Source organism: Brachybacterium kimchii (assembly GCF_023373525.1).
GTDB lineage: Bacteria > Actinomycetota > Actinomycetes > Actinomycetales > Dermabacteraceae > Brachybacterium > Brachybacterium kimchii.
In genome coordinates, this window is the sequence record NZ_CP097218.1 from 626,217 (window position 1) to 650,412 (window position 24,196).

General features: G+C 72.3%; 21 protein-coding genes and 3 tRNA genes. 19 read left to right on the forward strand and 5 right to left on the reverse strand.

All coding sequences use genetic code 11. The annotated features are described in order from the left end of the window. Nucleotides 1-43 precede the first annotated feature (43 nt). The 6 genes from M4486_RS02805 to M4486_RS02830 all read left to right on the forward strand — a co-directional run bounded on the left by M4486_RS02805 (nucleotide 44) and on the right by M4486_RS02830 (nucleotide 3,893). Nucleotides 44-820: a fumarylacetoacetate hydrolase family protein gene (locus M4486_RS02805; RefSeq protein ID WP_249479451.1), complete on the forward strand. Its 777-nt coding sequence runs from the start codon at nucleotides 44-46 to the stop codon at nucleotides 818-820. Nucleotides 821-893: 73 nt separating this feature from the next. Continuing rightward, nucleotides 894-2,423: a glutamate--tRNA ligase gene (gltX, locus tag M4486_RS02810; protein WP_283257955.1), complete on the forward strand. Its 1,530-nt coding sequence runs from the start codon at nucleotides 894-896 to the stop codon at nucleotides 2,421-2,423. A 38-nt stretch (nucleotides 2,424-2,461) separates the two neighbouring features. After that, a complete protein-coding gene (locus tag M4486_RS02815) occupies nucleotides 2,462-3,433 on the forward strand; it encodes an HAD family hydrolase (protein ID WP_249479452.1) in 972 nt (323 codons plus the stop codon). A gap of 62 nt (nucleotides 3,434-3,495) precedes the next feature. After that, nucleotides 3,496-3,567: transfer RNA gene (locus M4486_RS02820), tRNA-Gln, on the forward strand. A 38-nt stretch (nucleotides 3,568-3,605) separates the two neighbouring features. Further along, nucleotides 3,606-3,681 (forward strand) — tRNA-Glu (locus tag M4486_RS02825). Between the two features lie 139 nt (nucleotides 3,682-3,820). Continuing rightward, nucleotides 3,821-3,893: transfer RNA gene (locus M4486_RS02830), tRNA-Glu, on the forward strand. A gap of 311 nt (nucleotides 3,894-4,204) precedes the next feature. Here M4486_RS02830 and M4486_RS02835 read toward each other — a convergent pair. Then, nucleotides 4,205-4,939, reverse strand: a complete 735-nt coding sequence (locus tag M4486_RS02835) for an IclR family transcriptional regulator (RefSeq protein WP_152352762.1) — start codon at nucleotides 4,937-4,939, stop codon at nucleotides 4,205-4,207. Nucleotides 4,940-5,166: 227 nt separating this feature from the next. Here M4486_RS02835 and leuC point away from each other — a divergent pair, with 227 nt between their 5' ends. The 6 genes from leuC to M4486_RS02865 all read left to right on the forward strand — a co-directional run bounded on the left by leuC (nucleotide 5,167) and on the right by M4486_RS02865 (nucleotide 11,480). Continuing rightward, the gene (gene leuC / locus M4486_RS02840; protein ID WP_249479453.1) at nucleotides 5,167-6,639 is read left to right on the forward strand and encodes a 3-isopropylmalate dehydratase large subunit; all 1,473 of its coding nucleotides are present in this window, start codon (nucleotides 5,167-5,169) and stop codon (nucleotides 6,637-6,639) included. Nucleotides 6,640-6,687: 48 nt separating this feature from the next. Then, nucleotides 6,688-7,293 carry a 3-isopropylmalate dehydratase small subunit gene (leuD, locus tag M4486_RS02845; protein ID WP_249479454.1) on the forward strand — a complete coding sequence of 202 codons (606 nt, stop codon included), beginning with the start codon at nucleotides 6,688-6,690 and terminating at the stop codon, nucleotides 7,291-7,293. 101 nt (nucleotides 7,294-7,394) lie between these two features. Further along, nucleotides 7,395-8,711: a UDP-N-acetylglucosamine 1-carboxyvinyltransferase gene (murA, locus tag M4486_RS02850; protein WP_249479455.1), complete on the forward strand. Its 1,317-nt coding sequence runs from the start codon at nucleotides 7,395-7,397 to the stop codon at nucleotides 8,709-8,711. Between the two features lie 8 nt (nucleotides 8,712-8,719). Then, complete coding sequence (locus tag M4486_RS02855) at nucleotides 8,720-9,352, forward strand: DUF2867 domain-containing protein (RefSeq protein ID WP_249479456.1); 633 nt, start codon at nucleotides 8,720-8,722, stop codon at nucleotides 9,350-9,352. After that, a complete protein-coding gene (locus M4486_RS02860) occupies nucleotides 9,349-10,350 on the forward strand; it encodes an NAD(P)H-dependent glycerol-3-phosphate dehydrogenase (protein WP_249479457.1) in 1,002 nt (333 codons plus the stop codon). The genes M4486_RS02855 and M4486_RS02860 overlap by 4 nt, the downstream gene beginning before the upstream one ends. Before the next feature lie 14 nt (nucleotides 10,351-10,364). Then, entirely contained in the window at nucleotides 10,365-11,480 is a 1,116-nt protein-coding gene (locus M4486_RS02865; RefSeq protein WP_249479458.1) for a D-alanine--D-alanine ligase family protein, read from the forward strand. Nucleotides 11,481-11,485: 5 nt separating this feature from the next. Here M4486_RS02865 and M4486_RS02870 read toward each other — a convergent pair whose 3' ends face one another. Next, entirely contained in the window at nucleotides 11,486-11,992 is a 507-nt protein-coding gene (locus M4486_RS02870; RefSeq protein ID WP_249479459.1) for a DUF3515 family protein, read from the reverse strand. Nucleotides 11,993-12,034: 42 nt separating this feature from the next. On the opposite strand from M4486_RS02870, the gene thiL reads away from it, so the two are divergent. Next, entirely contained in the window at nucleotides 12,035-13,069 is a 1,035-nt protein-coding gene (gene thiL, locus M4486_RS02875) for a thiamine-phosphate kinase (protein ID WP_249479460.1), read from the forward strand. Nucleotides 13,070-13,125: 56 nt separating this feature from the next. Next, nucleotides 13,126-13,929: a siderophore-interacting protein gene (locus M4486_RS02880; RefSeq protein WP_249479462.1), complete on the forward strand. Its 804-nt coding sequence runs from the start codon at nucleotides 13,126-13,128 to the stop codon at nucleotides 13,927-13,929. 21 nt (nucleotides 13,930-13,950) lie between these two features. Here the strand turns inward: M4486_RS02880 and M4486_RS02885 are convergent, their stop codons facing one another. Beyond that, entirely contained in the window at nucleotides 13,951-15,918 is a 1,968-nt protein-coding gene (locus M4486_RS02885; protein WP_249479465.1) for a potassium transporter Kup, read from the reverse strand. Between the two features lie 345 nt (nucleotides 15,919-16,263). Here M4486_RS02885 and M4486_RS02890 point away from each other — a divergent pair, with 345 nt between their 5' ends. The 3 genes from M4486_RS02890 (at nucleotide 16,264) to M4486_RS02900 (ending at nucleotide 18,652) form a co-directional block, all read left to right on the forward strand. After that, on the forward strand, nucleotides 16,264-16,674 hold the full coding sequence (locus M4486_RS02890) for a VOC family protein (RefSeq protein WP_228358279.1): 411 nt from the start codon (nucleotides 16,264-16,266) through the stop codon (nucleotides 16,672-16,674). Between the two features lie 9 nt (nucleotides 16,675-16,683). Beyond that, complete coding sequence (locus tag M4486_RS02895) at nucleotides 16,684-17,361, forward strand: M23 family metallopeptidase (protein WP_249479467.1); 678 nt, start codon at nucleotides 16,684-16,686, stop codon at nucleotides 17,359-17,361. Nucleotides 17,362-17,587: 226 nt separating this feature from the next. After that, nucleotides 17,588-18,652 (forward strand): NAD(P)-dependent alcohol dehydrogenase, encoded by a 1,065-nt coding sequence (locus tag M4486_RS02900; RefSeq protein ID WP_249479469.1) that lies wholly within the window; start codon nucleotides 17,588-17,590, stop codon nucleotides 18,650-18,652. A 121-nt stretch (nucleotides 18,653-18,773) separates the two neighbouring features. On the opposite strand, the gene M4486_RS02905 is transcribed toward M4486_RS02900, so the two are convergent. Together M4486_RS02905 and M4486_RS02910 are read right to left on the reverse strand one after the other, a co-directional pair. Then, on the reverse strand, nucleotides 18,774-19,550 hold the full coding sequence (locus M4486_RS02905) for a Type 1 glutamine amidotransferase-like domain-containing protein (protein WP_249479471.1): 777 nt from the start codon (nucleotides 19,548-19,550) through the stop codon (nucleotides 18,774-18,776). Between the two features lie 39 nt (nucleotides 19,551-19,589). Further along, nucleotides 19,590-22,100, reverse strand: coding sequence for an FAD/NAD(P)-binding protein (locus M4486_RS02910; RefSeq protein ID WP_249479474.1), 2,511 nt, complete (start codon nucleotides 22,098-22,100; stop codon nucleotides 19,590-19,592). A gap of 175 nt (nucleotides 22,101-22,275) precedes the next feature. On the opposite strand from M4486_RS02910, the gene M4486_RS02915 reads away from it, so the two are divergent. Together M4486_RS02915 and M4486_RS02920 are read left to right on the forward strand one after the other, a co-directional pair. Further along, the gene (locus M4486_RS02915) at nucleotides 22,276-23,322 is read left to right on the forward strand and encodes an amino acid ABC transporter permease (protein ID WP_249479476.1); all 1,047 of its coding nucleotides are present in this window, start codon (nucleotides 22,276-22,278) and stop codon (nucleotides 23,320-23,322) included. Next, a complete protein-coding gene (locus tag M4486_RS02920; protein ID WP_249479478.1) occupies nucleotides 23,319-24,134 on the forward strand; it encodes an amino acid ABC transporter ATP-binding protein in 816 nt (271 codons plus the stop codon). The genes M4486_RS02915 and M4486_RS02920 overlap by 4 nt, the downstream gene beginning before the upstream one ends. Nucleotides 24,135-24,196: the final 62 nt, after the last annotated feature.

The following is a 24,196-nucleotide window of genomic DNA, read 5'->3' on the forward strand; positions in this document are numbered from 1 at the left end:
TCGCGGCGGACCCGCCCGCCCCGTCGGCCCTAGACTGGGAGCCATGCGCATCGCCCGATACACGACCGGTGACGACCCCAGCTTCGGCATCGTCCAGGAGAAGGACGGCACGGAGTACGTCTACGGCATCACCGGAGACCCCCTGTACACCGAGATCCGGCCCAGCGGGAAGCGGCATCCGCTCGCGGACGTGCGCCTGCTGGCCCCGGTGATCCCGCGCTCGAAGGTGGTGTGCGTCGGCAAGAACTACGCCGCGCACGCCGCGGAGATGGGCACCGAGGTCCCCGAGCAGGCGCTCTACTTCCTCAAGCCCAACACCGCCGTGATCGGCCCCGACGAGCCCATCGTCCTGCCCGCCTACAGCACCGAGGTCAGCCTCGAGGCGGAGCTCGCCGTGGTCATCCAGCGCATGGCCAAGGACATCGACGCGGAGCACGCCTCCGACGTGATCCTGGGGTACACGTGCGCGAACGATCTCACCGCCCGCGACGCCCAGCGCGCCGAGAACCAATGGTTCCGCGCGAAGGCCTTCGACACCTCCTGCCCGCTCGGACCCTGGATCGAGACCGACGTCGACCCGTCGGCCCTCGCGATCGGGTCGACGGTGGACGGCGATCTCGCCCAGGACGGCAGCACGGCCGACATGCTCCGTCGCGTCCCCGAGCTCGTGGCGGAGATCTCCCGCGTGACGACGCTGCTCCCGGGCGACGTCATCCTCACCGGCACGCCCGCCGGCGTGCGCTCGGTCGGCGCCGGCAGCGTCATCGACGTGACTATCGAGGGCGTCGGCACGCTCACCAACCCCGTCGTCCGCCGCTGAGGCGACGGGCCGCCCCCGCCCCTCTCATCACCCGCCCGCCGCCTCCCGCGGCATCCCGAAGGAGTCCTCCCGCGTGACCCACGCTCCCGCCACCGCACCGACCACCGAGGCCACCGGCGCCGACATCCGCGTGCGCTTCTGCCCGAGCCCCACCGGCACCCCGCACGTGGGCATGGTGCGCACCGCCCTGTACAACTGGGCGCACGCGCGGCGCCACGGCGGCACGCTCATCTTCCGCATCGAGGACACCGACGCCGCGCGCGACAGCGAGGAGTCCTACCACCAGCTGCTCGACGCCATGCGCTGGCTCGGCATCGACTGGGACGAGGGCGTCGAGGTGGGCGGGCCCGACGGTCCCTATCGTCAGTCCCAGCGCGGCGAGATCTACGCGGGCGTGATCGCGAAGCTCAAGGACGCCGGCGTCATCTACGAGTCCTTCTCCACGTCCGAGGAGATCACCGAGCGCCATCGCGCCGCCGGGCGCGACCCGCAGCTCGGCTACGACGGCTTCGACCGCGACCTCACCGAGGAGCAGAAGGCCGCCTTCCGCGCCGAGGGCCGCCTGCCGGTGTGGCGCCTGCGCATGCCCGACGACGACATCACCTTCGAGGACATGGTGCGCGGTGAGATCACCTTCAAGGCGGGCTCGACCCCGGACTTCGTGGTGGTCCGCGGCAACGGCCAGCCGCTGTACACGCTGGTCAACCCCGTGGACGACGCGCTCATGGGCGTCACCCACGTGCTGCGCGGCGAGGACCTGCTCTCCTCCACGCCCCGCCAGATCGCCCTGTACCGCGCGCTCATCGAGGTGGGCGTCGCGACCGCCATCCCGCGTTTCGGGCACCTCCCGTACGTGCTCGGCGAGGGCAACAAGAAGCTCTCCAAGCGCGACCCGGAGTCCAACCTCTTCAACTACCGCGACCAGGGCTTCCTGCCCGAGGGCATGGTCAACTACCTGGCGCTGCTGGGCTGGGGCTACAGCGCCGACAAGGACGTCTTCACCCGCGAGCAGATGGTGGAGCGCTTCGACGCGAGCGACGTGAACCCGAACCCCGCCCACGTGGACTTCAAGAAGGCGACCGCCATCAACGCGGACCACATGCGCATGCTGGATCCGGTCGAGTTCACCGAGCGCATGGTCCCCTACCTGCAGAAGGCCGGCATCGTCTCGGACCCGATCACCGAGCACGAGCACTCGGTGCTCGCCGCGGCCACCCCGCTGGTCCAGCCGCGCATGAACCTGCTGGGCGAGGCCCCGGACATGCTCCGCTTCCTCTTCATCGACGACGCGGATCTCACCATCGCCGAGGACGCCCTGAAGAAGATGGGCGAGGATCCGGCAGCGGTCGTGGACCGTGCGATCACGGAGGTCGAGGCGATCGCCGAGGACGACTTCACGGCCGCCCGCCTCGAGGAGGCGCTGCGCGCCGCGATCGTCGAGGACATGGGCATCAAGCCGCGCCTCGCCTTCGGCCCCCTGCGCTCGGCGATCTCCGGCCGCCGCATCTCCCCGCCGCTGTTCGAGTCCATGGAGCTGCTGGGCCGCGACTCCTCCCTCGCCCGTCTGCGTGCGGGCCGCGAGGTCTTCGCCGGGCTCGCCTGAGCGTCAGGATCCGTGGGCGTCGGGGCAGTGGACGCGTCGTGCGCGAAGACGGAGTGAGCCCTGTGGGAGCGGGGGAGCGGGATGCGTCGACCGACGGGCCGACTCCCGCTCCGGCGCACCTCGCCGAGCGCCTGGCAGGGGTCGACGCCGTGCTCCTGGACATCGACCACACACTCGTCGACACGGCCGCTGCCTTCGCCCGCGCCCTCGGCCGGTCGCTGATCCCGATGCTGAGGACGCGGCACCGCGCGTCCATGCAGGCCGGGAGCTCGGAGCTCGCCTCGGGCTCCGACGATCACGCGACGGGTACCGGCGACCGGGCGACGGGCGTCGACGAACAGGCGACGGGCGCCGACGGCCGCGCGGCGGGCGTCGACGACGGGGCGATCATCGCGCGCTGGTCGGCCGATCCGGGGGATCACTACCGCTCCTACACGCGGGGCGAGGTCCCCTACGCCGTCCAGCGCCACGCCCGGATCGACGAGATCGCGCACTGGCTGGGCCTCGCCTCCTTCTCGGACACCGAGTACGAGGCGTTCGCCCGTGCCTTCGACGCGGAGTTCATCCCCGCGTGCACTGCTTTCGAGGACGCCCGACCCGCCGTGCTCGCACTGCACGAGGCCGGGGTGTCCGTCGGCGCGGTCTCGAACGCTTCCCGCTTCCTGCAGGAGCGCAAGCTGGAGTCCGCGGGGCTCGCGGACGTCGTCCCGCTGCTCGTGACCGTCGAGACGTTCGGCGTGGGCAAGCCCGATCCGCGCGTCTTCCGCGAGGGCGCCCGCCTGCTCGGCGTCGATCCCGCCCGCGCCGCGTACGTGGGCGACGAGCCGGACGTGGACGCCCAGGCCGCAGCACTCGCAGGCCTTCGTGGCGTGCTTCTCAGGCGCCCCACCGACGAACGCTCCCTCGGGCACCGAGAACCGCGCCCTGACCAGCGCAGATACTGCGAGGTGGGAGACCTCACAAGGGTCGCGGCCGCGATCGCTTTGCCGACGGGCACGCGGACCGGGTAATGTTCTATCTCGTTGCGGCACCCGCACCGCGGACCCCGGTCCTCGGAAAGGTGCTCTGACCTTGGGGTATGGTGTAATCGGCAACACGACGGTTTCTGGTACCGTTATTCTAGGTTCGAGTCCTGGTACCCCAGCGCTTCACCCTCGCTCAGGCGAGGAGTTCGAAGTCCGCGCCCCGTTCGTCTAGCGGCCCAGGACGTCGCCCTCTCACGGCGGTAACACCGGTTCAAATCCGGTACGGGGTACCAGCAGATCCTCGATCTGCGGCAGGTCCAGCACCTGCATCGCGGTCCTCGGGATCGCATCTCGGAACCATGACCTGCGCGTCGGGTCATCGCTCCGGACCGTCGATCCTCGGATCGGCAGCTGATCTTCTGATCAGCACAGGCCCCGTTCGTCTAGCGGCCTAGGACGTCGCCCTCTCACGGCGGTAACACCGGTTCAAATCCGGTACGGGGTACGAGCAAGGACAGAAGGAGCCGGCATCCACGCGGATGCCGGCTCCTTCTGCGTGCGGGGCGGTCGCTTGCCGGCTCCACCTGCGTGCGGGGCAGACGGTCGTGTTGTGGAGCGGTGTATACGGGACATCTCTGCCAGATATGGCAGAGATGTCCCGTATACGCCGCCCCGTGACACTGCCGCCAGAGACGCTATTTCCGCCAGAGACCCCACCGCCGCCCGGCGACAGTGCCGCCCCGTGGCGGCGCCGCCCCGCGACAGCGAGCACCGCCCACGAGAGGGCCACCCCGCCCGCGACCGCTCCGCCCCGACTCAGCCCCCCGCGCGGCGCAGGACTTCGCTGAGGTGGTTGGCGGAGCTGATCACGGCGGCGGCGTGCAGGCGGCCGGGCTGTCGGGTGATGCGCTCGAGCGGGCCCGAGACGCTCAGGGCTGCGATCACGCGCCCGCCCGGGCCGCGCACCGGGGCCGAGACGGAGCCGACGCCCGCCTCGCGCTCACCGATGGACTGGGCCCAGCCGCGGCGCCTGACCGCGGAGAGCATGGTCGCGGTGAAGCGGGCGCCGTGGAGACCGCGGTGCAGGCGGTCCGGCTCCTCCCAGGCCAGCAGGATCTGGGCGGCCGAGCCGGCCTTCATCGTCAAGGTGGACCCGAGCGGCACGGAGTCGCGCAGGCCGATGGGCGGCTCGGCGCTCGCCACGCAGATGCGGTGGTCGCCCTGGCGGCGGTAGAGCTGGGCGGACTCGCCCGTGTGGTCGCGCAGCGCGGTGAGCACGGGGCCCGCGGCGGCGAGCAGACGGTCCTCGCCCGCGGCGGCGGAGAGCTCCCCGAGGCGGGGCCCCAGGATGAAACGACCCTGCATGTCGCGCGCCACCAGGCGATGATGCTCCAGTGCCACCGCGAGGCGATGGGCCGTGGGGCGGGCCAGTCCCGTGGACTGGACGAGCTGGGCGAGGGTCGCAGGGCCTGCTTCGAGGGCTCCGAGGACGGTTGCGGCCTTGTCGAGCACGCCGACGCCGCTTCCGCCCTCCTCCGTGGTGGTGTCCATGCTCCGATATTGCCGTCTTATTTGTTGAGACGCAAGTGCGCAGCGGCATTTCCCTCGCGACGATTGCAGTGTTCCGGCCGAGCGTCGGTGCGTGCGACGACTTCGTCGGCCCCCGGGCCGTCGGGCCCGTCGGCCCGCACCGAACCCGCACCGGAGGCCGACCCGGCATCGTGCCGGACCTCATCCGGCGCGGACGCCGGATGATCACGAGGGAAGGAAGAGGAGCCATGGCGAGCACGCTCGCGGAGAAGGTGTGGAAGGACCATGTGGTGCGCCGGGGAGAGAACGGCGAGCCCGACCTGCTCTACATCGACCTCCAGCTCCTCCACGAGGTGACCAGTCCCCAGGCCTTCGACGGGCTGCGCCAGGAGGGCCGCGACCTGCGCCGCGTGGACCAGACCATCGCGACCGAGGACCACAACACCCCTACGGTCGACATCGACAAGCCGATCGCCGACATCACCTCCCGCACCCAGATCGACACCCTGCGCCGCAACGCCGAGGAGTACGGCGTGCGCATCCACTCCCTGGGCGACAGGGAGCAGGGCATCGTGCACGTCGTCGGCCCGCAGCTGGGGCTCACCATGCCGGGCATCACCGTGGTCTGCGGCGACTCGCACACCTCCACGCACGGCGCCTTCGGTGCGCTCGCCTTCGGCATCGGCACCAGCGAGGTCGAGCACGTGATGGCGACCCAGACGCTGCCGCTCGCCCCCTTCAAGACCATGGCGATCACCGTGGACGGCACCCTCAAGCCGGGCGTGAGCGCGAAGGACATCATCCTCGCGGTGATCGCGAAGATCGGCACCGGCGGCGGCGCGGGCTACGTGCTCGAGTACCGCGGCGAGGCGATCCGCAGCCTCTCCATGGAGGGCCGGATGACCATCTGCAACATGTCGATCGAGGCCGGCGCCCGCGCGGGCATGGTCGCCCCCGACGAGACCACCTTCGAGTACGTCAAGGGCCGTCCCCACGCCCCGGAGGGCGAGCTGTGGGATGAGGCCGTCGAGTACTGGAGGTCGCTGCGCACCGATGAGGGCGCGGCCTTCGACGCGGAGGTCGTGATCGACGCCGACGAGCTCGAGCCGTTCGTCACCTGGGGCACGAACCCCGGGCAGGGCCTGCCGCTGTCGGCCGCGGTCCCCGCGCCCGAGGACTTCACGGACGACACCTCGCGGGCGAGCGCCGAGAGCGCTCTGAAGTACATGGACCTGGTGCCCGGCACGCCGCTCAAGGACATCCGCGTGGACACCGTGTTCATGGGTTCGTGCACGAACTCGCGCATCGAGGACCTGCGGGCCTTCGTGGACGTGATCCGCGGGCGCAGCAAGGACCCGGACGTGCGGGTGATGGTGGTGCCCGGTTCGGCGCGCGTGAAGCTGCAGGCCGAGCAGGAGGGCCTGGACCGCGAGATCCTCGCCTTCGGCGCCGAGTGGCGTCAGGCCGGCTGCTCCATGTGCCTGGGCATGAACCCCGATCAGCTCGCGCCGGGGGAGCGCTGCGCGTCGACCTCGAACCGCAACTTCGAGGGCAGGCAGGGCAAGGGAGGCCGCACCCACCTGGTCTCCCCGGTGGTCGCCGCGGCGACCGCGGTGCGCGGCACCCTGAGCTCCCCGTCGGACCTCGAGCCCGTCGACCCCGCGGCCGAGCCGCCCCGCGCCGAGCGCGTGCCGCTCCCGGGCGGACTGCGCATCGCCTGAGCGCGAGCACACATCGGCCGACGACCCACGAGCGAGGAAGCACAGACCATGGAGAAGTTCACCACCCACAGCGGCGTCGGCGTCCCGCTGCGCCGCAGCAACGTCGACACCGACCAGATCATCCCCGCCGTCTACCTCAAGCGGGTCACCAAGACAGGCTTCGACGACGGACTCTTCGTCAACTGGCGCAAGGACCCCGATTTCATCCTGAACCAGGAGCCCTACTCCCACGGCTCGGTGCTCGTGGCCGGCTCCGACTTCGGCACCGGCTCCTCCCGCGAGCACGCCGTCTGGGCGCTGCGCGACTACGGCTTCAAGGCCGTGCTCTCGAGCCGCTTCGCCGAGATCTTCCGCGGCAACGCCGGCAAGCAGGGCCTGGTCGCGGCCAAGCTCTCCCAGGACGACATCGAGCAGCTGTGGAAGATCCTCGAGGAGGCGCCGGGCACACAGATCACCGTCGACCTCGAGAACCAGCAGGTCCATGCGGCCGACGCCACCTTCCGCTTCGACATCGACCAGTACACCCGCTGGCGCCTCATGGAGGGCCTGGACGACGTGGGCCTGACCCTGCGCCACGAGGCCGACATCTCCGCGTTCGAGGAGAGGCGCCCGCGCTGGATGCCCAAGACGCTGCCCGCGCGCGCCGCGGACTGAGCAGCGGCCGACGTCCAGCCCCGCCACATCGCCCTCCGGTACTCTGTCGGGATCGGAGGACGGACCCCGCCCGGGGGTCCCCGGAACGCTTCAAGGACGATATGACCTCGACATTCCACGTGCGCGGAGGGCGCCCGCTCAACGGTGACATCACCGTGCGCGGCGCCAAGAACCTCGTCTCCAAGGCGATGGTGGCGGCGCTGCTGGGCGAGGAGCCCAGCCTGCTGCGGTCCGTGCCCGACATCCGCGACGTGCAGATCGTCGCGGATCTGCTCAGGGTCCACGGCGTGAAGATCGAGCGCGACGTCGAGGCGGGCCTGATCCGCATGGACCCCTCGAACGTCGAGCGCGCGCACGCCACCGAGATCGACGCGCACGCGGGCAGCTCGCGGATCCCGATCCTGTTCTGCGGCCCGCTGCTGCACCGCCTGGGCGAGGCGATCATCCCCGACCTGGGCGGCTGCCGCATCGGCGACCGCCCCATCAACTACCACCTCGACGTGCTGCGCGAGTTCGGCGCCCACGTGGACAAGCGCGAGCTGGGCATCCACATCACCGCGCCGAACGGGCTCAAGGGCACGAAGATCCATCTCGAGTACCCGAGCGTCGGCGCGACCGAGCAGGTGCTGCTGACGGCCGTGCGCGCCGAGGGCCTCACCGAGCTCACCAACGCGGCCGTCGAGCCGGAGATCGAGGACCTCATCGCCGTCCTGCAGAAGATGGGCGCGCTCATCACCCTGCAGACGGACCGCACCATCACGATCGAGGGCGTCGAGCGCCTCGGCGGCTACGAGCACGTGGCGATCCCCGACCGCATCGAGGCGGCCAGCTGGGCCTGCGCGGCGCTCGTGACCAAGGGCGACGTCTTCGTGCGCAACGCCCAGCAGAAGCCGATGTCCACGTTCCTCAACGTGTTCCGCCGGATCGGCGGCGGGCTGGACATCACCGAGGAGGGCATCCGCTTCTTCCGGCCCGACGAGCCGCTGCGCTCGATCGCCATGGAGACCGACGTCCACCCCGGCTTCATGACCGACTGGCAGCAGCCGCTCGTCGTCGCGCTCACCCAGGCCGAGGGCATCTCCATCGTGCACGAGACCGTCTACGAGAACCGCCTGGGCTTCACCCGGGCCCTCAACGACATGGGCGCCCGCATCCAGGTCTACCGCGAATGCCTGGGCGGCTCGAGCTGCCGCTTCGGCTGGCGCAACTTCAACCACTCGGCCGTGATCTCCGGGCCCCAGGAGCTGCACGGGGCCGACATCACCGTTCCCGACCTGCGCGGCGGGTTCTCGTACCTCATCGCCGCGCTCGGCGCCGACGGCGTCAGCTCGATCCACGGCATCGACCTCATCGACCGCGGCTACGAGGCCTTCCGCGACAAGCTCACGGCGCTCGGCGCCGAGTACTGGGAGGACTGAGAGGACGCATGAGCGAGCAGCACGACGACATCCTCGAGGGCACGACCGTCGACCGCACGCCCGGGGACCGCGCGTCCGAGGATCGCGGCGACGGGGTGACGAGCGCGGCGGCGAGCTCGCTCGCGCTGCGTGACATCCCCGTGCCCGACTACTGCGATGTGGTGATCGTCCCCACCCGCGGGGTCGACGTCGAGGACCCGCGCGTGTGGGCGGAGGCGATCTTCTCCCACGAGAACACGCCGCTGGGCACGCGCGGTCTGCGCGCCCTGCGCGACGAGGCCGTGCGCCTGTTCGACATGGTCCCTCCGCCCGAGAAGCAGTACGTGACCGACGAGGTCCGCGGCAGCGAGGCGCTGATCAAGGACGACGACCAGAACCTCTCGGTGCGGATCGGCGTGGCGCTCCTGCCCGGCGGCGAGCTGCTGCAGGTCACCACGGCCGTGAAGTACCGCTCGGTCCGCGGCCGCATCGCCTTCGCGCCGCGGCGCATGATGCACGCGGCGGCCGTCAACGCGCTCGCCCGGCGTGCGCCCGCGACCGTGCGCCGCCGTGCGCTCGGACCCCGCACCACCGGCCCGCGCACCGTCACCGACCGTGCGCCCCGTCGGGCCCTCGGCCGCGGCAGGTTCCTCGGCCGATGACCCGCATCGCCGTGCTCGGCGCCGGCAGCTGGGGGAGCACCTTCTCGCTCGTCCTCGCCGACGCCGGTTGCGAGGTCGTCCTCTGGGCGCGGCGCGAGGAGACCGCCCGCGAGATCCGCGACCACGGGGCCAACCCCTCGTATCTCGGCGATGTCCGTCTGCCCGAGCGGGTCACCGCCACCTCCGAGATCGACGAGGCGCTCGACGGGGTCGACGGAGTGGTCCTCGCCCTGCCCGCCCAGAGCCTCCGCGAGAACCTCTCCGCCTGGCGCGCGGGAGGCAGCACGCTGCCCGCGGTCCCCGTGCTCTCGCTCGCCAAGGGCATCGAGCGCGGCACCGACCTGCGCATGAGCCAGGTGATCGCCGAGGCGGGAGAGGTCGACCCGCAGCGCGTCGCCGTGCTGTCCGGTCCGAACCTCGCCGTGGAGATCGCCCGGCGCCAGCCGTGCGCGAGCGTCATCGCCGCGCACGACGAGCAGCTCGCGCGCATGGTCGCGACCTGGTGCGCCGCCCCCTCCTTCCGCCCGTACACCTCGCAGGACGTCATCGGCGTCGAGGTCGCCGGAGCGGTCAAGAACGTCATCGCGATCGCCGTCGGCGCCGCCGCGGGGCTCGGCTACGGCGACAACGCCCGTGCGAGCCTCATCACCCGCGGTCTCGCCGAGATCACCCGCCTGGGCGTCGCCGTGGGCGGGCAGGCGAGCACCTTCGCGGGACTCGCGGGGATGGGCGATCTCGTCGCCACCTGCGCCTCCCCGCTCTCGCGCAACCACCGCATGGGCCACGCGCTGGGACGGGGACTGGACGTCGAGGCGGCCGCCGCCGAGGTGGGCCAGACCGCCGAGGGCGTCGCCACCGCGCGCGCCGTGGACGAGACCGCCCGCAGGCTCGGGATCGACATGCCGATCACGCGCGGCGTCGTCGACGTCGTCGATCACGGAGTCCCGATCGAGCAGGTCACCACGGCGTTGCTCGCACGCTCCGTCCGACCCGAGTGACTACTCTCGACCCCATGACCTCCACCATCGCGCTCCTGTTCGGCGGCCGCTCCGGCGAGCACGGCATCTCCTGCGTGACAGCGGGCGGCATCCTCGGCGCGATCGACCGCGAGCGGTACGACGTCGTCGCGATCGGCATCACCCGCCAGGGGCGCTGGCTGCACGTGAGCGACGACCCCGCCGACTGGCAGCTGCACGGGGAGACCCCGCCCGAGGTCCCGGCCGACGGGGACGAGGTGCTCCTGCCCGCGGTCACCAAGACCCCCGGCGCACCGGTGCCGCTGCGCGTGGTCCGGGACGGTCGCGTGGAGCCCCTCGCGGAGGTCGACGCGGTGCTCCCCCTGCTGCACGGCCCCTACGGCGAGGACGGCACCGTCCAGGGCGCCCTCGACCTGCTCGACATCCCCTATGTGGGCAGCGGCGTCCTCGCCTCCGCCACCTGCATGGACAAGACGGCCACGAAGGCCGCCCTCGACGCAGCGGGCATCGCGTCGGCGCCGTCGATCAGCGTCCACGAGGACGAGTGGGCGCAGCGGACCGAGGAGGTCACCGGGAGCGTGCGCGAGCGCCTCGCTCCGCCGTGGTTCGTCAAGCCCGCCCGCGCCGGATCGAGCCTGGGCGTCTCCAAGGTGACCGACCCCGCGGAGCTCGAGCACGCCGTGAAGACCGCCTTCGCCGAGGATCCGCTGATCCTCATCGAGCAGGGCGTGGCGGGCAGGGAGGTCGAGTGCGGCGTGCTCCAGGGCCGCGGCGGCGACGCTCCGCGCACCACCGAGCCGGGCGAGGTCATCGTGGGCGACGACCTGGACTTCTACGACTACGAGTCGAAGTACTTCGGCAAGGGGACCGTGAGCATCCAGGTGCCCGCGGCCCTGCCGGACGGCGCCGCGGAGCGCGTGCGCGAGGTCGCCGCGCGCGCCTTCACCGCGCTGCGCCTCGAGGGCCTGGGCCGCGTGGACGTCTTCGTGACCGAGACGGGAGAGGTCGTCGTCAACGAGGTCAACACGATGCCCGGCTTCACGCCGTCCTCGATGTTCCCCGTGCTCTGGGAGAACATGGGCATGGACTACACGAGCCTCATCAGCGACCTGCTCGAGCAGGCGCGGACCCGCCGCATCGGTCTGCGCTGAGGGGACTACTGGACGTCGTCGGCGCCGAGGCAGTGGCGCTCGGCGGGGATCGACGTCACCAGGTCGGTGAGGTCCAGTGCCGCGGCCGAGGCCTGGTCGCCGACGACCTCGCGCGGCACGGTGAGGTCGATCGCCGGGGTGCGTCCGTAGGTCGTGAACCGCACGATCCCGTCCGACGAGCCGTCCTCGTCGATGATCCAGTCCACGCCGGTGCCGTCGGCGTCGGTGAGGGTCGTGCACATCTGCGTGGTCGGACCCGGGGGAGCGACGCCGCAGCGCAGCACGATCGCCTCGTCCCCGCTGCCCCAGGCGAGAGTTCCCTGGCTGCTGGTCGCGTGTCGCGACTGGCCCTCGAGCTGCTCCGGCGCGTCCTGCACGATCTGCGCGCACGCCGGATCCGCGGCGTCCTCGCCCGCGGGCACGCGCACCGTGGCGCACGCCGAGCAGCCGAGCACCAGCGCTCCGGCCAGCAGGGCGGGGAGCGCGGGGAGGCGGGGCAGAGCGCGACGCATCCCCCGAGGATATCGGGCCTGACCTCGGGCACACTGGGGGGCATGACGCGCATCGAGCACCTCACCGAGTCCGGCCTGCTGGAGCGGATCACGCCCGGACTCGCCCAGGGCTCCGACGTCGAGCTGGGCCCCGGCGACGACGCGGCCGTGGTGCGCCTGGCCTCCCCGCGACTGGTCATCACGACCGACACCCTCACCGAGGGGCACGACTTCCTGCTGTCCGCGACCCGGCCGGAATGGATCGGTCGCAAGGCCGCTGTGCAGAACCTCGCCGACGTGGCCGCGATGGGCGCGCGCCCGCAGGCCGTCGTCGTCTCGGTCTCCGCTCCGCGCGAGACGCCCGCGGAGCTGCTCGAGGGCATCAGCCGCGGGCTCGCCGAGCGGTGCGCGCGCGAGGGCGTGAGCGTCGTGGGCGGCGACCTCGGTGCGGCCGACTCGCTCTCGATCACCGTCACCGCGGTCGGGGCGCTCCCGGAGGGGCAGGCGCCGGTCCGACGCGACGGAGCCCGGCCCGACCAGGTGCTCGCGCTCGGCAGCCCTCTGATCGGCCGTTCCGCCGCCGGCCTCGCGCTCGTCCTCGCGGGAGAGGGGGAGGCGCTGGCCGGAGATCGTGGGACCGACGGCGACGACGGAGACGACGGCGTCCGGAGCCCCGACGTGACCCCTGCCGCCCTCGTGGCCTGGCACGACGCACCCGACCCCGAGATCTCCCTGGGCTGGACGGCATGCCCCGGGCGCGCTCGGGCCATGCTCGACGTGTCCGACGGACTCGCCCGCGACGGCGGACGCATCGCACGGGCGAGCGGCGTCGTCCTCGACCTGGACCGCGCCGTGCTGGCGGCCGATGCCGACGCTCTCGCACCGGCCGCGGATCTCCTCACCGAGCCCGCCGACCCCTGGCAATGGGTGCTGGGCGGCGGGGAGGAGCATGCCCTCCTCGCGACCTTCGAGGAGGGCGAGATCCCCGCAGGGTTCCGAAGGATCGGCCTGGTGCGCGCCCCCTCGCCGGGGGAGGAGCCCGGTGTGGTGCTCGACGGCACAGTGCTCGCCGACCTCGGCTTCGATCACTTCGGATAGGCTCACCTCACTGCGGGCCGATCGTCGGCCCGACGATCCGAGGAGGCCCACCGCCCATGGCGTTCACCGACGCCCGCCGCTTCCGCGGGCACCACCTCGCGCACGTCGCCCGCACCGCGCAGGTCGGCCCGCACATGATCCGCGTGACCCTCGAGGGCGAGGACGTCTCCACGATCCCCGCCCACGGCTTCGACCAGTGGGTGCGGCTGTTCCTGCCGCACCCCGAGGGCGGGACCGACTACTCGCGCGTGCCCGAGGGCTTCGGCCTCGCCGGGGCGCTGAAGTACCTCACCACGAGCTCGGGCAAGCGTCCGCCCGTGCGCAGCTACACCATCCGCGAGCTGCGCGCCGAGGACGGCGAGCTCGACATCGACTTCGTCTCCCACGGCGACGCCGGGATCGCCGGCCCCTGGGCGCGCCGCGCGAAGGAGGGCGAGCAGGTGATGATGATCGACCAGGGCCGCGGATTCGATCTCCTGGCCGACGCCGCCTCCGTGCTGCTCGTCGGCGAGGAGTCCGCGCTGCCCGCGATCCTCGGCATCCTGCGCGACCTTCCGCGCAGCACGAGCGGCACCGCGATCCTCGAGATCCCCGAGGCGGCCGACGAGCAGCCCCACGAGGCCCCGGAGAACATGGAGGTGCGCTGGATCCCGCGCGCCGACCCGCACGACCGCCCCGGTGTGCTCGCCCTCGAGGCGCTGCGCGAGCTGCGACCGGCGCGCGGTGCCGAGCTGCAGGCGTACCTCGCCGGAGAGCAGGCGCTCGTGGCAGAGGGGCGCCGCCACCTGGTCGCGCACGAGGTGCCCAAGAAGCGCATCGAGTTCACCGGCTACTGGAGGTTCGGCAAGGCCGCCCTCTGACCCGTCGCCGGAGAGTGCAGCTCAGACCTGCGCTTCGGCGCCCATCACGACGGTGCGCTCGGGCGGCAGGTGCAGGGCGTGGGTCTTGTTCGCGGAGAACTTCTCGAGCAGACGGAACAGGCCCTTCTGCCAGCGCGGCATGCAGCGGTCCTCGCCGGGCTCGATGCGGAAGACGGACAGGAAGTAGATCGCCTTCCTCGGGTCCACCCGCAGCTCGGGGGAGAGGCCCACGGCCTCGGCGAGCGCCGCGGGCAGGTCCTGGGAGTCGTTGAAGCCGACCTTGTAGGTGACGTGCACGATGCCGTCGTGCGGATCGCCGAGGTCGCTGACCTGCACGCGGGCATCGTGCAGCACGTGCGGGACCCCCACGTTGCGGATCGTGATGATGACGACGTTGCGATGCACCATCCGGTTGAACCGGAGGTTCGAGCGCAGCGCGAGCGGGACCGTCGTGGGATCGCCGTGCGGGTAGACAGCGAGGCCCGGGACCCGTCGGACATGCTTCTCGCGGATCTCCCGGACGAACTCGTCGATCGGTCCCTCGAGGGCGTGTCGGCGCCCGAAGTACTCGCGCGCCCCGCGCCGCCACGTCAGCATGACCACGAGCAGCGCCGCGGCGATGACCAGGGGCAGCCAGCCGCCCGAGGCGACCTTGATGACGTTGCCCGCGAACAGGGCGAGCTCGAGCCCGCCGACGATGACGGCCATGAGCACCACGCGCCACAGCGGCCATGCCCACACGCGCAGGGCGAGCAGGAGGAACAGGGACAGCTCGAGCAGGAGCGTCCCCGTCACCGAGAGCCCGTAGGCGGAGGCCAGGGACTCCGAGGAGCGGAAGGCGAGCACCAGGGTCAGCACGCCCAGGAACAGGAAGAGGTTCACCACCGGCAGGTAGATCTGCCCGCCGTGGATCTTCGAGGTCTGCAGGACCTTCAGCCGCGGCAGCAGGCCCAGTCGGGTCGCCTGCCGGGAGACCGAGAAGGCGCCGGAGATGACCGCCTGGGAAGCGATGACCGTGGCCATCGCCGCGAGCACCACGAGCGGGATCCGCGCCCACGACGGGGCGAGGCGGAAGAAGGGGCTGGCGATGGCCGAGGGGTCGGAGAGGATCAGCGCGCCCTGCCCGAAGTAGCAGATGAGCAGGGACGGCAGGATCAGGCACAGCCACGCGAGGGCGATCGGGCGCCGGCCGAAGTGGCCCATGTCGGCGTAGAGCGCCTCGGCGCCCGTGATCGCGAGGACCACCGCGCCCATCGCGATGAACGCGACGACGGGCCGGTCCAGCGCGAAGACGATCGCATAGCTGGGGGAGATGGCGCGCAGGATCGAGAGGTCCGAGAGCAGGTGCGGCAGGCCCAGCGCGGCGATCGCGAGGAACCAGCACACCATGATCGGCCCGAAGGCCTTCCCGATCGCACCCGTGCCCCAGCGCTGCACGAGGAAGAGCCCGGTGAGCACCACGACCGCTGCGGGCACCACCCAGGCGCCCAGCTCCGGGTTCGCCACCTGCAGGCCCTCGAAGGCGCTGAGCACGGAGATCGCGGGGGTGATCACGGAGTCCCCGTAGAAGAGAGTCGCGCCGATGATCGCGAGGATCAGGGCGATCGACGCCTGCGCGGAGCGTTTGCCGAGCTTGCGCTGGATGAGGTTCGCGAGGGAGAGGATCCCGCCCTCGCCCTGGTTGTCGGCCCGCAGGATCACGCCCACATAGGTGACCGTGACGATGAGGATCAGGCACCACACGATCATCGAGATCACACCGAGCACGTCCTGCTCGGTGGGGGCGACGGAGTTGTGGTGGGTGCTGAAGACGGTCTGCAGGGAGTACAGGGGGCTCGTGCCGATGTCGCCGAACACGACGCCCGCGGCGCCGAGCATGAGAGCCGCGACGGGCTGGCGGCGGCGGGGCCGGCCGTCCGGATCGAGAAGGGCCCGACGGGAGCGTCGTGGGCCGCGCGGCGGGGGAGTCGAGGGCGTCCCGGGGGACATGTGCGGAGCAGGGTCCGAGGGATCCGCGTCCGATGAGGCCGCGCGCGGGGAGCCCGCGCCGGGCGCCTCGGTGCTCGGGGCGTCTGCCGTGGAAGGGGACTCAGCCGACGGGGCGGCTGCGGGGGTGATGCTCCCGCGAGAATGCGGGGCACGGCCTGGTTCAGTGACCACGAGCGGACATCCTGCCACTGCCGGGGGCCGATGCACAGTGCCTGCCTGCGCCGCGCGCGATCCGTGCGTCACATGGGGGGATCCGAGCACCGGGCGGCTGCTGCTCCTCCCATGACCCACCGCGCGCAGACGGCGATCCGCACACCCCGCCTCGCCCGCGCGCACAATGGGGCCATGAGCATCGGCATCCGCACCTCGTTCCTCCCTCACACCGACCCCGACGCCTCCCTCGCCTTCTGGCGCGACGTCATCGGCTTCGACGTCCGCCTCGACGTGGGCCAGGGCGCCATGCGGTGGATCACCGTCGGCCCGAAGGACGACGAGTCCGTCTCGATCGTCCTCGCCCCGCCGGTCGTCGACCCCGCCGCGACCGACGAGGAGCGCGCCGCCGTCGCCTCCCTCATGGCCAAGGGCGTCTTCGCCATGGTGCTGCTGTCCACCGACGACGTCGATGCCGAGTTCGCACGCATCGAGGCCGCCGGGGCCGACGTCATCCAGGAGCCCACGGACCAGGACTGGGGGCCGCGCGACTGCGCGCTGCGCGACCCGGCGGGCAACATCGTCCGCCTCCAGCAGGTCGGCTGAGCGACCCCGATGCCGGAGCGCCGCGCCGACGGCCGGGCGGAGCACGCGGAGCTCGTGCCTCCGCTGCGTCTCGCCCATCCTCTGCGCGGTCGCTGGACCCCGCGCAACTCCCCGGCCGACCGCGTCCCGAGCCACGGCACCGAGCGCTTCGCGACCGCCCTCGCGCTGGACCTCGTGCCCGTGGGGACGGACTCGCGCACGGGCCCCTTCGACGTCCGCGCCCTGCTCGGCCCCGAGCCTCCCGAGCGCTTCCCCGGCTTCGGCCGGGACGTTCTCGCTCCGTGCGAGGGCCGCGTCGTGAAGGCCCACGACGGGGAGGTCGATCATGACGCCCACCGCGGGCTCGCCTCGCTCGGCTACGCGCTCACCCAGGGCCGTCGCGCCGCCGAGGGCTGGAACGGCCTGGCGGGCAACCACGTGGTGATCGCGACGGAGGACCCGCACCGCGGACAGGTGTTCGTCGCGCTGTGCCACCTGCAGCGGGGCAGCATCAGGGTCCGTACGGGGGACTCGGTCCGCACGGGCGACGTGCTCGCCTCGTGCGGCAACTCGGGCAACAGCATGGAGCCCCATGTCCACCTGCAGGCGATGGAGGGGCTCGACATCGACCGCACCGCGCCGGTGCCCTTCGTGCTCCCCTGCGGGACGCCCCGTCGCGGCGAGATCCTCGAGGGTGCCCCGGACTGAGCGCCCTCAGCGGCACCCGACCGCCGCCGCGGCCGACGGTCGGAGCCGCCGCGGATTCCCGAGTGTCTGGAGAATCTCGTCGGCCGATCACGCGGGGACCTGCGGGACTACGCTTGAGGGGTCGCCCGCCGCGGGGGTGCGTTCGCGAGATCGCACCCGTCGCAGGAGCATCGCTCCGGACAGCCCGGCGGGCATCCATCCGCACCCGAGCTCCGAGGAGACGACCGTGCCCTTCACCGTCAAGGCCCTGCAGAAGACCGGCCCCGACCAGCCGTACAAGGTCGCAGAGATCCAGCGTCGCGACCCCCGACCCGCCGATGTCGTCATCGACATCAAGGCCGCGGGCATCTGCCACAGCGACATCCACACCATCCGCAACGAGTGGGGCGAGGCGCACTTCCCGCTCACCGTCGGCCACGAGATCGCGGGCGTCGTCTCCGCCGTCGGCGACCAGGTCACGAAGTACTCCGTGGGCGACCGCGTCGGTGTGGGCTGCATGGTCGACTCGTGCGGCGAGTGCGAGCAGTGCCTCGCCGGCCAGGAGCAGGACTGCCTGAACGGCAGCGTCGGCACCTACAACGTCAAGGACGTCGACGGCACCATCACCCAGGGCGGCTACTCGCAGAAGGTCGTCGTCGACGAGCGCTTCGTGTGCCGCATCCCCGACGGTCTCGACTTCGACGTCGCCGCCCCGCTGCTGTGCGCCGGCATCACGACCTACGCCCCGCTCGCCCGCTGGGGCGTCGGCGAGGGAAAGAAGGTCGCCGTGCTGGGCCTCGGCGGCCTCGGCCACATGGGCGTCCAGCTCGCGGCGGCCATGGGCGCCGAGGTCACCGTGCTCTCGCGCTCGCGCAAGAAGGAGCAGCTCGCGATCGATCTGGGCGCGACCCGGATGCTCCCGACCACCGAGGACGGCTTCTACGAGGAGCATCGCGGCGAGTTCGACCTGATCCTGAACACGATCAGCGCCGACATCCCCGTCGACAGCTACCTGCGGCTGCTCAAGCCGCACGGCGTGATGGCCGTCGTCGGCCTCCCGCCGGCCGCGCAGCCGCTGCACTTCGGTGCGCTGATCGGCGGCGGCAAGGTGCTCGCCGGCTCCAACATCGGCGGCATCGCCGAGACCCAGGAGATGCTCGACTTCTGCGCCGAGCACGGCATCGGCGCCCAGATCGAGGTCATCGGGGTCGACGAGGTCGACGCGACCTACGACCGCGTGGTCAACGGCGAGGTCTACTTCCGCGCCGTGATCGACACCGCGACCTTCGAGGACGCCCCGGTCGGCGTGTGAGCCCCGACCCGCGCGACGGTCGGTGATCGACCGCGCCGCACATGGTGCCCCGTGCACCGGCGTCCGACGGGCCCGGCCGCCTCCTTCAGGGGAGGCTGCCGGGCCCGTCGTCCGTCCGGTGTCAGTCGGCGGACTCGCCCGGGAGCGCGCCCTCGAGCAGCCGCACCGGGAGGTCCTCCTCGACGAGACCCCCGGAGACGTCGTCGCGGCGCAGTCTGCGGACCCGGGCACCGCGCTTCTCGCTCACAGCTTCCACCAGCTGTTGCGAGCGGTACAGCAGTCCCGTGCTGTCATCGGTGCAGTGCGTCTCGCCGAGCGTGCCCTCGGCCACGAGTCGCCGCAGCAGCGGCATCCGCGCCTCCTCGGAATCGCAGTGCACGCCGTTCGCCCAGGGGAGCATGCCGAGGCCGTCGGTCACCGGCGCGAGGTCGGGGCCGAAGGAGTCCGTCACCCCGCCCGTGTGCCAGCAGATCGATCCCGCGGAGACGCCCGCGAGCACGACGCCCTCCTCCCACAGCTGCCGCATCACGCGGTCCAGGCCGTGGGCCCGCCACACCGCGAGCAGGTTGACCACGGAACCGCCGTTCACCCAGATCACGTCGAAGGACCGCAGGTAGGCGGGGATGTCCGCGACGTTCGGCGTGGAGAACAGCGAGAGGTGGTGGAGCTCGTACCCGGCCTCGCGGGCGGCCTCCTCCATGTCCCTCTGGAAGCGCGCGTCATCGCCGGAGGCCGTCGAGACGTTGCAGATGCACGGCGGTCCGGACGGGTCGTGCCATCCGTCCTCGGCGGCGAGCTCGGTCGCCAGGCGCATCATCGGCCCGAAGGCGAAGCGCAGGCGCGGATGGGGGACGCAGCCGGCGCTGGTCGCGAGGATGGTCGGTGCGGAGGCGGTCATGGGCCCAGCATGCCCGACCCGTGCGACGCGCGGGCCGGGTCAGGCCGCGGTGAGCACCGCGGCGTCGGCCGCCTCGAGGGCCGCGGTGAGCACGTCGCGGGAGGCGTGGGAGCCGAAGACGGCGCCGTCGGGCTCGAGGTGGCGGGCCTGGCCCAGTCCGTCCACGAGCACCGCGTCATAGCCCAGCCGGTCCAGGAGCGACGCGACCCGGGCGGCCGCGAACTCGTCGTCGGAGGCGATCGCGAGGGCTCGGCGATCGCTCGCCCCGGCCGGCCGCGGATGGTCCTCGACGTCGTGGTAGCCGATGTGGTTCAGGGCCTTGGCGACGCGGCTCGCGACGAGGTGGGCCGCCACCAGCTCGCTGCTCGAGAGGTCGGCGCCGAAGCGCCCTCGCGCCTGCTCGATCGCCGCGAGGTCCTCGGGTCCCCAGGGGTTGGTCGCGTCGACGACGACCGCCCCTCGCAGGCGCTCGGGATCGAGGTCGAAGACGGCATGGAACGGCATGGTGAGCACGACGACCTCCCCGGCCGACGGCGTGCGCAGGCCCGCCACGGCGCCGGGTATCCGCGCGCTCAGCGAGCGGGCGTCGCGGGAGGTCTCGACGTGCACGTGCAGCCCGCTGCGCACTGCCTGGCGAGCGATCGCGGTGCCGATCTTGCCGGCGCCCACGATGCCGACATCGTGCGCGGGGTGGCCGGCATCGGTGCTCGGACCACCGGCGGCGACGGCCTCCGCCTCGGCGAGCAGGGTGCGGGCGAGGGCGTCGTTGCGCCGGAAGACGGGGGCATCCGTGCGGGGACGGGCGAAGGCGCCGAGCGGGAACTCGGAGGTCGCCGGGCCGACGGCCCAGAGCCCCGGGACCGGCTCTCCCTCGGCGTCGAGCACCCGGCCCTCGCCGTCGGTGCGCAGTCGGCCCGGCGCATGGGGATCGCTCGCTCCGATGTCCGTGCCGAGGCGGCGCAGGAAGGAGTTCGAGGAGCCCTCGAGCGTGGGCGCCGGGAGGAACGCGTCCACGAGGGCACAGGTCCGCACCCGTGCGCCGCCCGCGCCCTCGGCGACGAACTCACCGGTCTCCTCGTCGGCCGTCACCTGCAGCCGCGGCCCGAGGAAGTGGAGGAGGCCGGCGCGCTCGAGCGCGAGGATCTGCTGGAGGCGGCGCGGCGGCGGACCCGAGCAGACGAAGCTGAACAGGGAGTGCCACAGTCCCGGGTAGCTGCCGCGCGAGGCGGGGGAGAGGCGCTCGGCGGGAAGCAGCCGGGCGAGGGCTCCCGTGATGCGCAGCAGCACCTGGAAGAGCGCGCGCGCCTGCGTCGGGTCCTCTTCTGTGCGCTCGCGCAGGTCGCTCTCGATGTGTCCGACGAGCACGTCACGGGTGCGGCGCAGCGCCTCGGCGGCGTCGTCGGGGGGCGCGCCATCGCTCGCGAAGAGCCCGACCAGCGGATCGTCGAGAGCGGTGAGCAGATCCCAGCCCTCGCTGTCCGTGCGGCCGAGAGCGACGCCGGGGACCGCATGGCGGATCTCGGCGGCGACCAGCGGCAGCACGGAGCGCTCGAAGTCGACGTGCCCTTCGGCGTCCTCTGCCGCGTCGAGCGCCTCCGGCGTCAGGTGGGCGAGCTCGGAGGGGCCGGCGGGGACGTCCTCCCCGCGCACCTTCGAGTGGAAGGGCGTGCCGCGGCGCGAGCCGAGCCACAGCACGGGCTCCTCGCCGGAGGGCTCGTACGAGAGCCGGTCCGGCTCGCCCGCGAGCGGAGCGGGGGAGAAGCTGCCGCCGCGGCCCTCGGCGAGCAGGGCGATGAGGTCCACCGCGCCCAGGCCCATCCCTCGCAGGATGACGTCCCGGCCCGCGGGCAGCGAGGCCAGGTCGACGCCGTCGGCGTGCGAGGGGGAGGCGTAGACGCCGCCGTGGCGGGCGGCGAAGTCATGGAGGTCCCGCTGCGCGGGGGTGGGGCGGGCATCGGTGTGGCCGACGGTCACGAGCACGAGATCCGCCGAGAGCGAGGTGCCGTCGTCGAGCGCGACGCGCCAGGACGAGCCGGGTTCCGCAGCGCCCCTCGCGGAGGCGTCGTGCTGCTCGATGCCGGTCGCGAGGCGGCGGTGGATGCGCACCTCGATGCTCTCCGGCAGGTCCGCGAGCACGCGGCCGAACACCCACTCGAGGTAGAGCGCCTGCACGCGGCGGCTCGGGAAGGACTCGGGAGTGAGCGCCTCGATCTCCGCGAGGCGCTCGGTGCCGGCCGTCGGGGCCGCGATGCTGCCCTCGCGGATGCCCTCGGCCCACTGCGCGAGGGAGGGGCCGGGTCGGACGGGGCCGTCGATGCTGGACGCCTCGTCCGTGAACATCGTCACGTCCATGGCGCGGGAGTTCATGAGCAGGAGCGGGCTCTCGTGCGCGTCCCAGATGCGTCCCGCGCCCGGCGTGCTGGGGTCGACGAGGTCGATCCGCACGTGCGCGTCGGCGAACTCCGCGGCGTTCGCGCCGAGGCGTTCCAGCAGGCCAGAGGGTCGCGGACCGGCGCCCACGACGACGATCCGCGCGCTGCTCGTGCTCATCGGCGCTCCCTTCTGTGTCGTGATGTGTCCGGTCGAGACGTCTCCGCTTGCCACAACTAAAGACTCGCTTATACGGTCCATAACTGCAACAGGGGTGTTACGTGCGTTCACACAGATCCACGCCATCCCGCGGCCGACGACCGTCGGCCCCGCCCCTCGACCGGAAGGCACAGCCGTGACCCTCACTGCACGCGACGCCGCATCCCGCACGCTCCGCACGAGCGGCGAGGAGTCCTGTGCCTCGGACATGCCCGGCCGGCCGGAGGACGACGGGGCCGAGGGCCGCTCGCTCGACGCGCTGGGCGCGGAGCAGATCGACCGGCTGCGCGTCGCGCCCGCCCGGCGGCCGGTGCGCCGTGTCGTCGTGGCCATCGTGGGCGTCCTCGTGCTCGCCGCGCTCGTCGCCATCGCCCTGAACCCGCGGTGGGAATGGGGCGTGGTGGGCAGCTGGTTCCTCGCGCGGTCGATCATCCGCGGGCTCGGGGAGACGCTGAAGCTCACCGTCCTCTCGGGAGTGCTCGGATTCGGCCTGGGCCTGGTGCTCGCGCTCATGCGGCTCTCCGGCTCGCGGCTCGCCTCGGGCCTGTCCTGGACGTTCTCCTGGATCTTCCGCTCCACGCCGCTGCTGGTGCAGATGCTCATCTGGTTCAACCTCGGCTACCTCTACGACCGCATCGCGGTGGGCGTCCCCTTCACGGACCTCAGCCTGGTCGACGCCCGCACGAGCGACCTCATGACCCCGCTCGTCGCCGCGGTGCTGGGCCTGGGCCTGCACCAGGCGGCATACGCCTCCGAGCTGATCCGCGGCGGCATCCTCTCGGTCGACGCCGGACAGGTCGAGGCCGCGAGCGCGCTCGGCATCCCCGCCCGCGACCGCAACCTGCGGATCGTGCTCCCGCAGGCCATGCGGGCGATCCTGCCCTCAGCGTTCAACGAGGTGATCGGCCTGGTCAAGGGCACGGCCATCGTCTACGTGATCGCCCACGCCGAGCTGTTCTTCACCGTGCAGCTGATCTACGGCCGCACCCAGCAGGTGCTGCCGATGCTCATGGTCGCGACCCTCTGGTACATCGTCATCACCTCGCTGCTGTCCATCGCCCAGTACTACATCGAGCGCCACTTCGCGAAGGGAGCCGTGCGCACGCTGCCGCCCACCCCGCTGCAGCGGCTGCGCGCGCAGTTCTCGAGCCTGCGCTCGAAGAGGACGGAGGTGCGCGCATGACCGCGCTCGGGACCACCTCGGAGACCACCGCCATCACGGCGCCCCGCGGAGGGCGCGTCGAGGTCCGTGCGGCCCACAAGGCCTACGGCGATCTCGAGGTGCTGCGAGGGGTCGACCTGACCGTCGAGCCCGGCACCGTCACCGCGATCCTCGGGCCCAGCGGCTCGGGGAAGTCGACGCTGCTGCGCACGCTCAACCATCTCGAGGCCCTGGACCGCGGCGTGGTCGCGATCGACGGCGAGATCATGGGCTACCGCCGCCGCGACGACCTGCTGCTCGAGCTGTCCGAGAAGGACGTGCTGCGCCAGCGCACCGAGGTGGGCATGGTGTTCCAGCAGTTCCACCTCTTCGGCCACATGACCGCGCTCCAGAACGTCGCCGAGGCGCCGCGCCGCGCGCTCGGCGTCCCCAAGCGCGAGGCGCTCGCGCGCGGCCGCGAACTGCTGGAGACCGTGGGACTGGCCGCGAAGGCCGACGTCTACCCGCGCCAGCTCTCCGGCGGCCAGCAGCAGCGCGTCGCGATCGCCCGTGCCCTCGCCCTGCGCCCCAAGGTGCTGCTCTTCGACGAGCCCACCTCGGCGCTCGACCCCGAGCTCGTCGAGGAGGTGCTCGCCGTGATCCGCGACCTCGCGAGCGCCGGCACCACCCTGCTCATCGTCACGCACGAGATCGCCTTCGCGCGCGACGTCGCCGACCACGTCGTCTTCATGGACGGCGGTCGCATCGTGGAGCAGGGGCCGCCCGATCAGGTCATCGGCGCGCCCCGCCACGAGCGCACCCGCGGCTTCCTGCAGCGCATCCACGCCGCATGAGCACCCGTCGCGGTCCGGGCCCCGTCGGCCCGTCCTCCACCCACGCCCCCACCGGAGACTCC

Bases quoted from the DNA above. Each gene is read 5' to 3' on its own strand.
- M4486_RS02890 (WP_228358279.1), top strand. From the start codon at position 16,264: ATGAGCATCGGCATCCGCACCTCGTTCCTCCCTCACACCGACCCCGAC.
- M4486_RS02865 (WP_249479458.1), top strand. From the start codon at position 10,365: ATGACCTCCACCATCGCGCTCCTGTTCGGCGGCCGCTCCGGCGAGCAC.
- M4486_RS02855 (WP_249479456.1), top strand. From the start codon at position 8,720: ATGAGCGAGCAGCACGACGACATCCTCGAGGGCACGACCGTCGACCGC.
- murA (WP_249479455.1), top strand. From the start codon at position 7,395: ATGACCTCGACATTCCACGTGCGCGGAGGGCGCCCGCTCAACGGTGAC.
- M4486_RS02870 (WP_249479459.1), bottom strand. From the start codon at position 11,992: ATGCGTCGCGCTCTGCCCCGCCTCCCCGCGCTCCCCGCCCTGCTGGCC.
- M4486_RS02880 (WP_249479462.1), top strand. From the start codon at position 13,126: ATGGCGTTCACCGACGCCCGCCGCTTCCGCGGGCACCACCTCGCGCAC.
- M4486_RS02860 (WP_249479457.1), top strand. From the start codon at position 9,349: ATGACCCGCATCGCCGTGCTCGGCGCCGGCAGCTGGGGGAGCACCTTC.
- M4486_RS02905 (WP_249479471.1), bottom strand. From the start codon at position 19,550: ATGACCGCCTCCGCACCGACCATCCTCGCGACCAGCGCCGGCTGCGTC.
- M4486_RS02885 (WP_249479465.1), bottom strand. From the start codon at position 15,918: ATGTCCCCCGGGACGCCCTCGACTCCCCCGCCGCGCGGCCCACGACGC.
- thiL (WP_249479460.1), top strand. From the start codon at position 12,035: ATGACGCGCATCGAGCACCTCACCGAGTCCGGCCTGCTGGAGCGGATC.
- M4486_RS02920 (WP_249479478.1), top strand. From the start codon at position 23,319: ATGACCGCGCTCGGGACCACCTCGGAGACCACCGCCATCACGGCGCCC.
- M4486_RS02895 (WP_249479467.1), top strand. From the start codon at position 16,684: ATGCCGGAGCGCCGCGCCGACGGCCGGGCGGAGCACGCGGAGCTCGTG.
- M4486_RS02805 (WP_249479451.1), top strand. From the start codon at position 44: ATGCGCATCGCCCGATACACGACCGGTGACGACCCCAGCTTCGGCATC.
- leuD (WP_249479454.1), top strand. From the start codon at position 6,688: ATGGAGAAGTTCACCACCCACAGCGGCGTCGGCGTCCCGCTGCGCCGC.
- leuC (WP_249479453.1), top strand. From the start codon at position 5,167: ATGGCGAGCACGCTCGCGGAGAAGGTGTGGAAGGACCATGTGGTGCGC.
- M4486_RS02835 (WP_152352762.1), bottom strand. From the start codon at position 4,939: ATGGACACCACCACGGAGGAGGGCGGAAGCGGCGTCGGCGTGCTCGAC.
- M4486_RS02910 (WP_249479474.1), bottom strand. From the start codon at position 22,100: ATGAGCACGAGCAGCGCGCGGATCGTCGTCGTGGGCGCCGGTCCGCGA.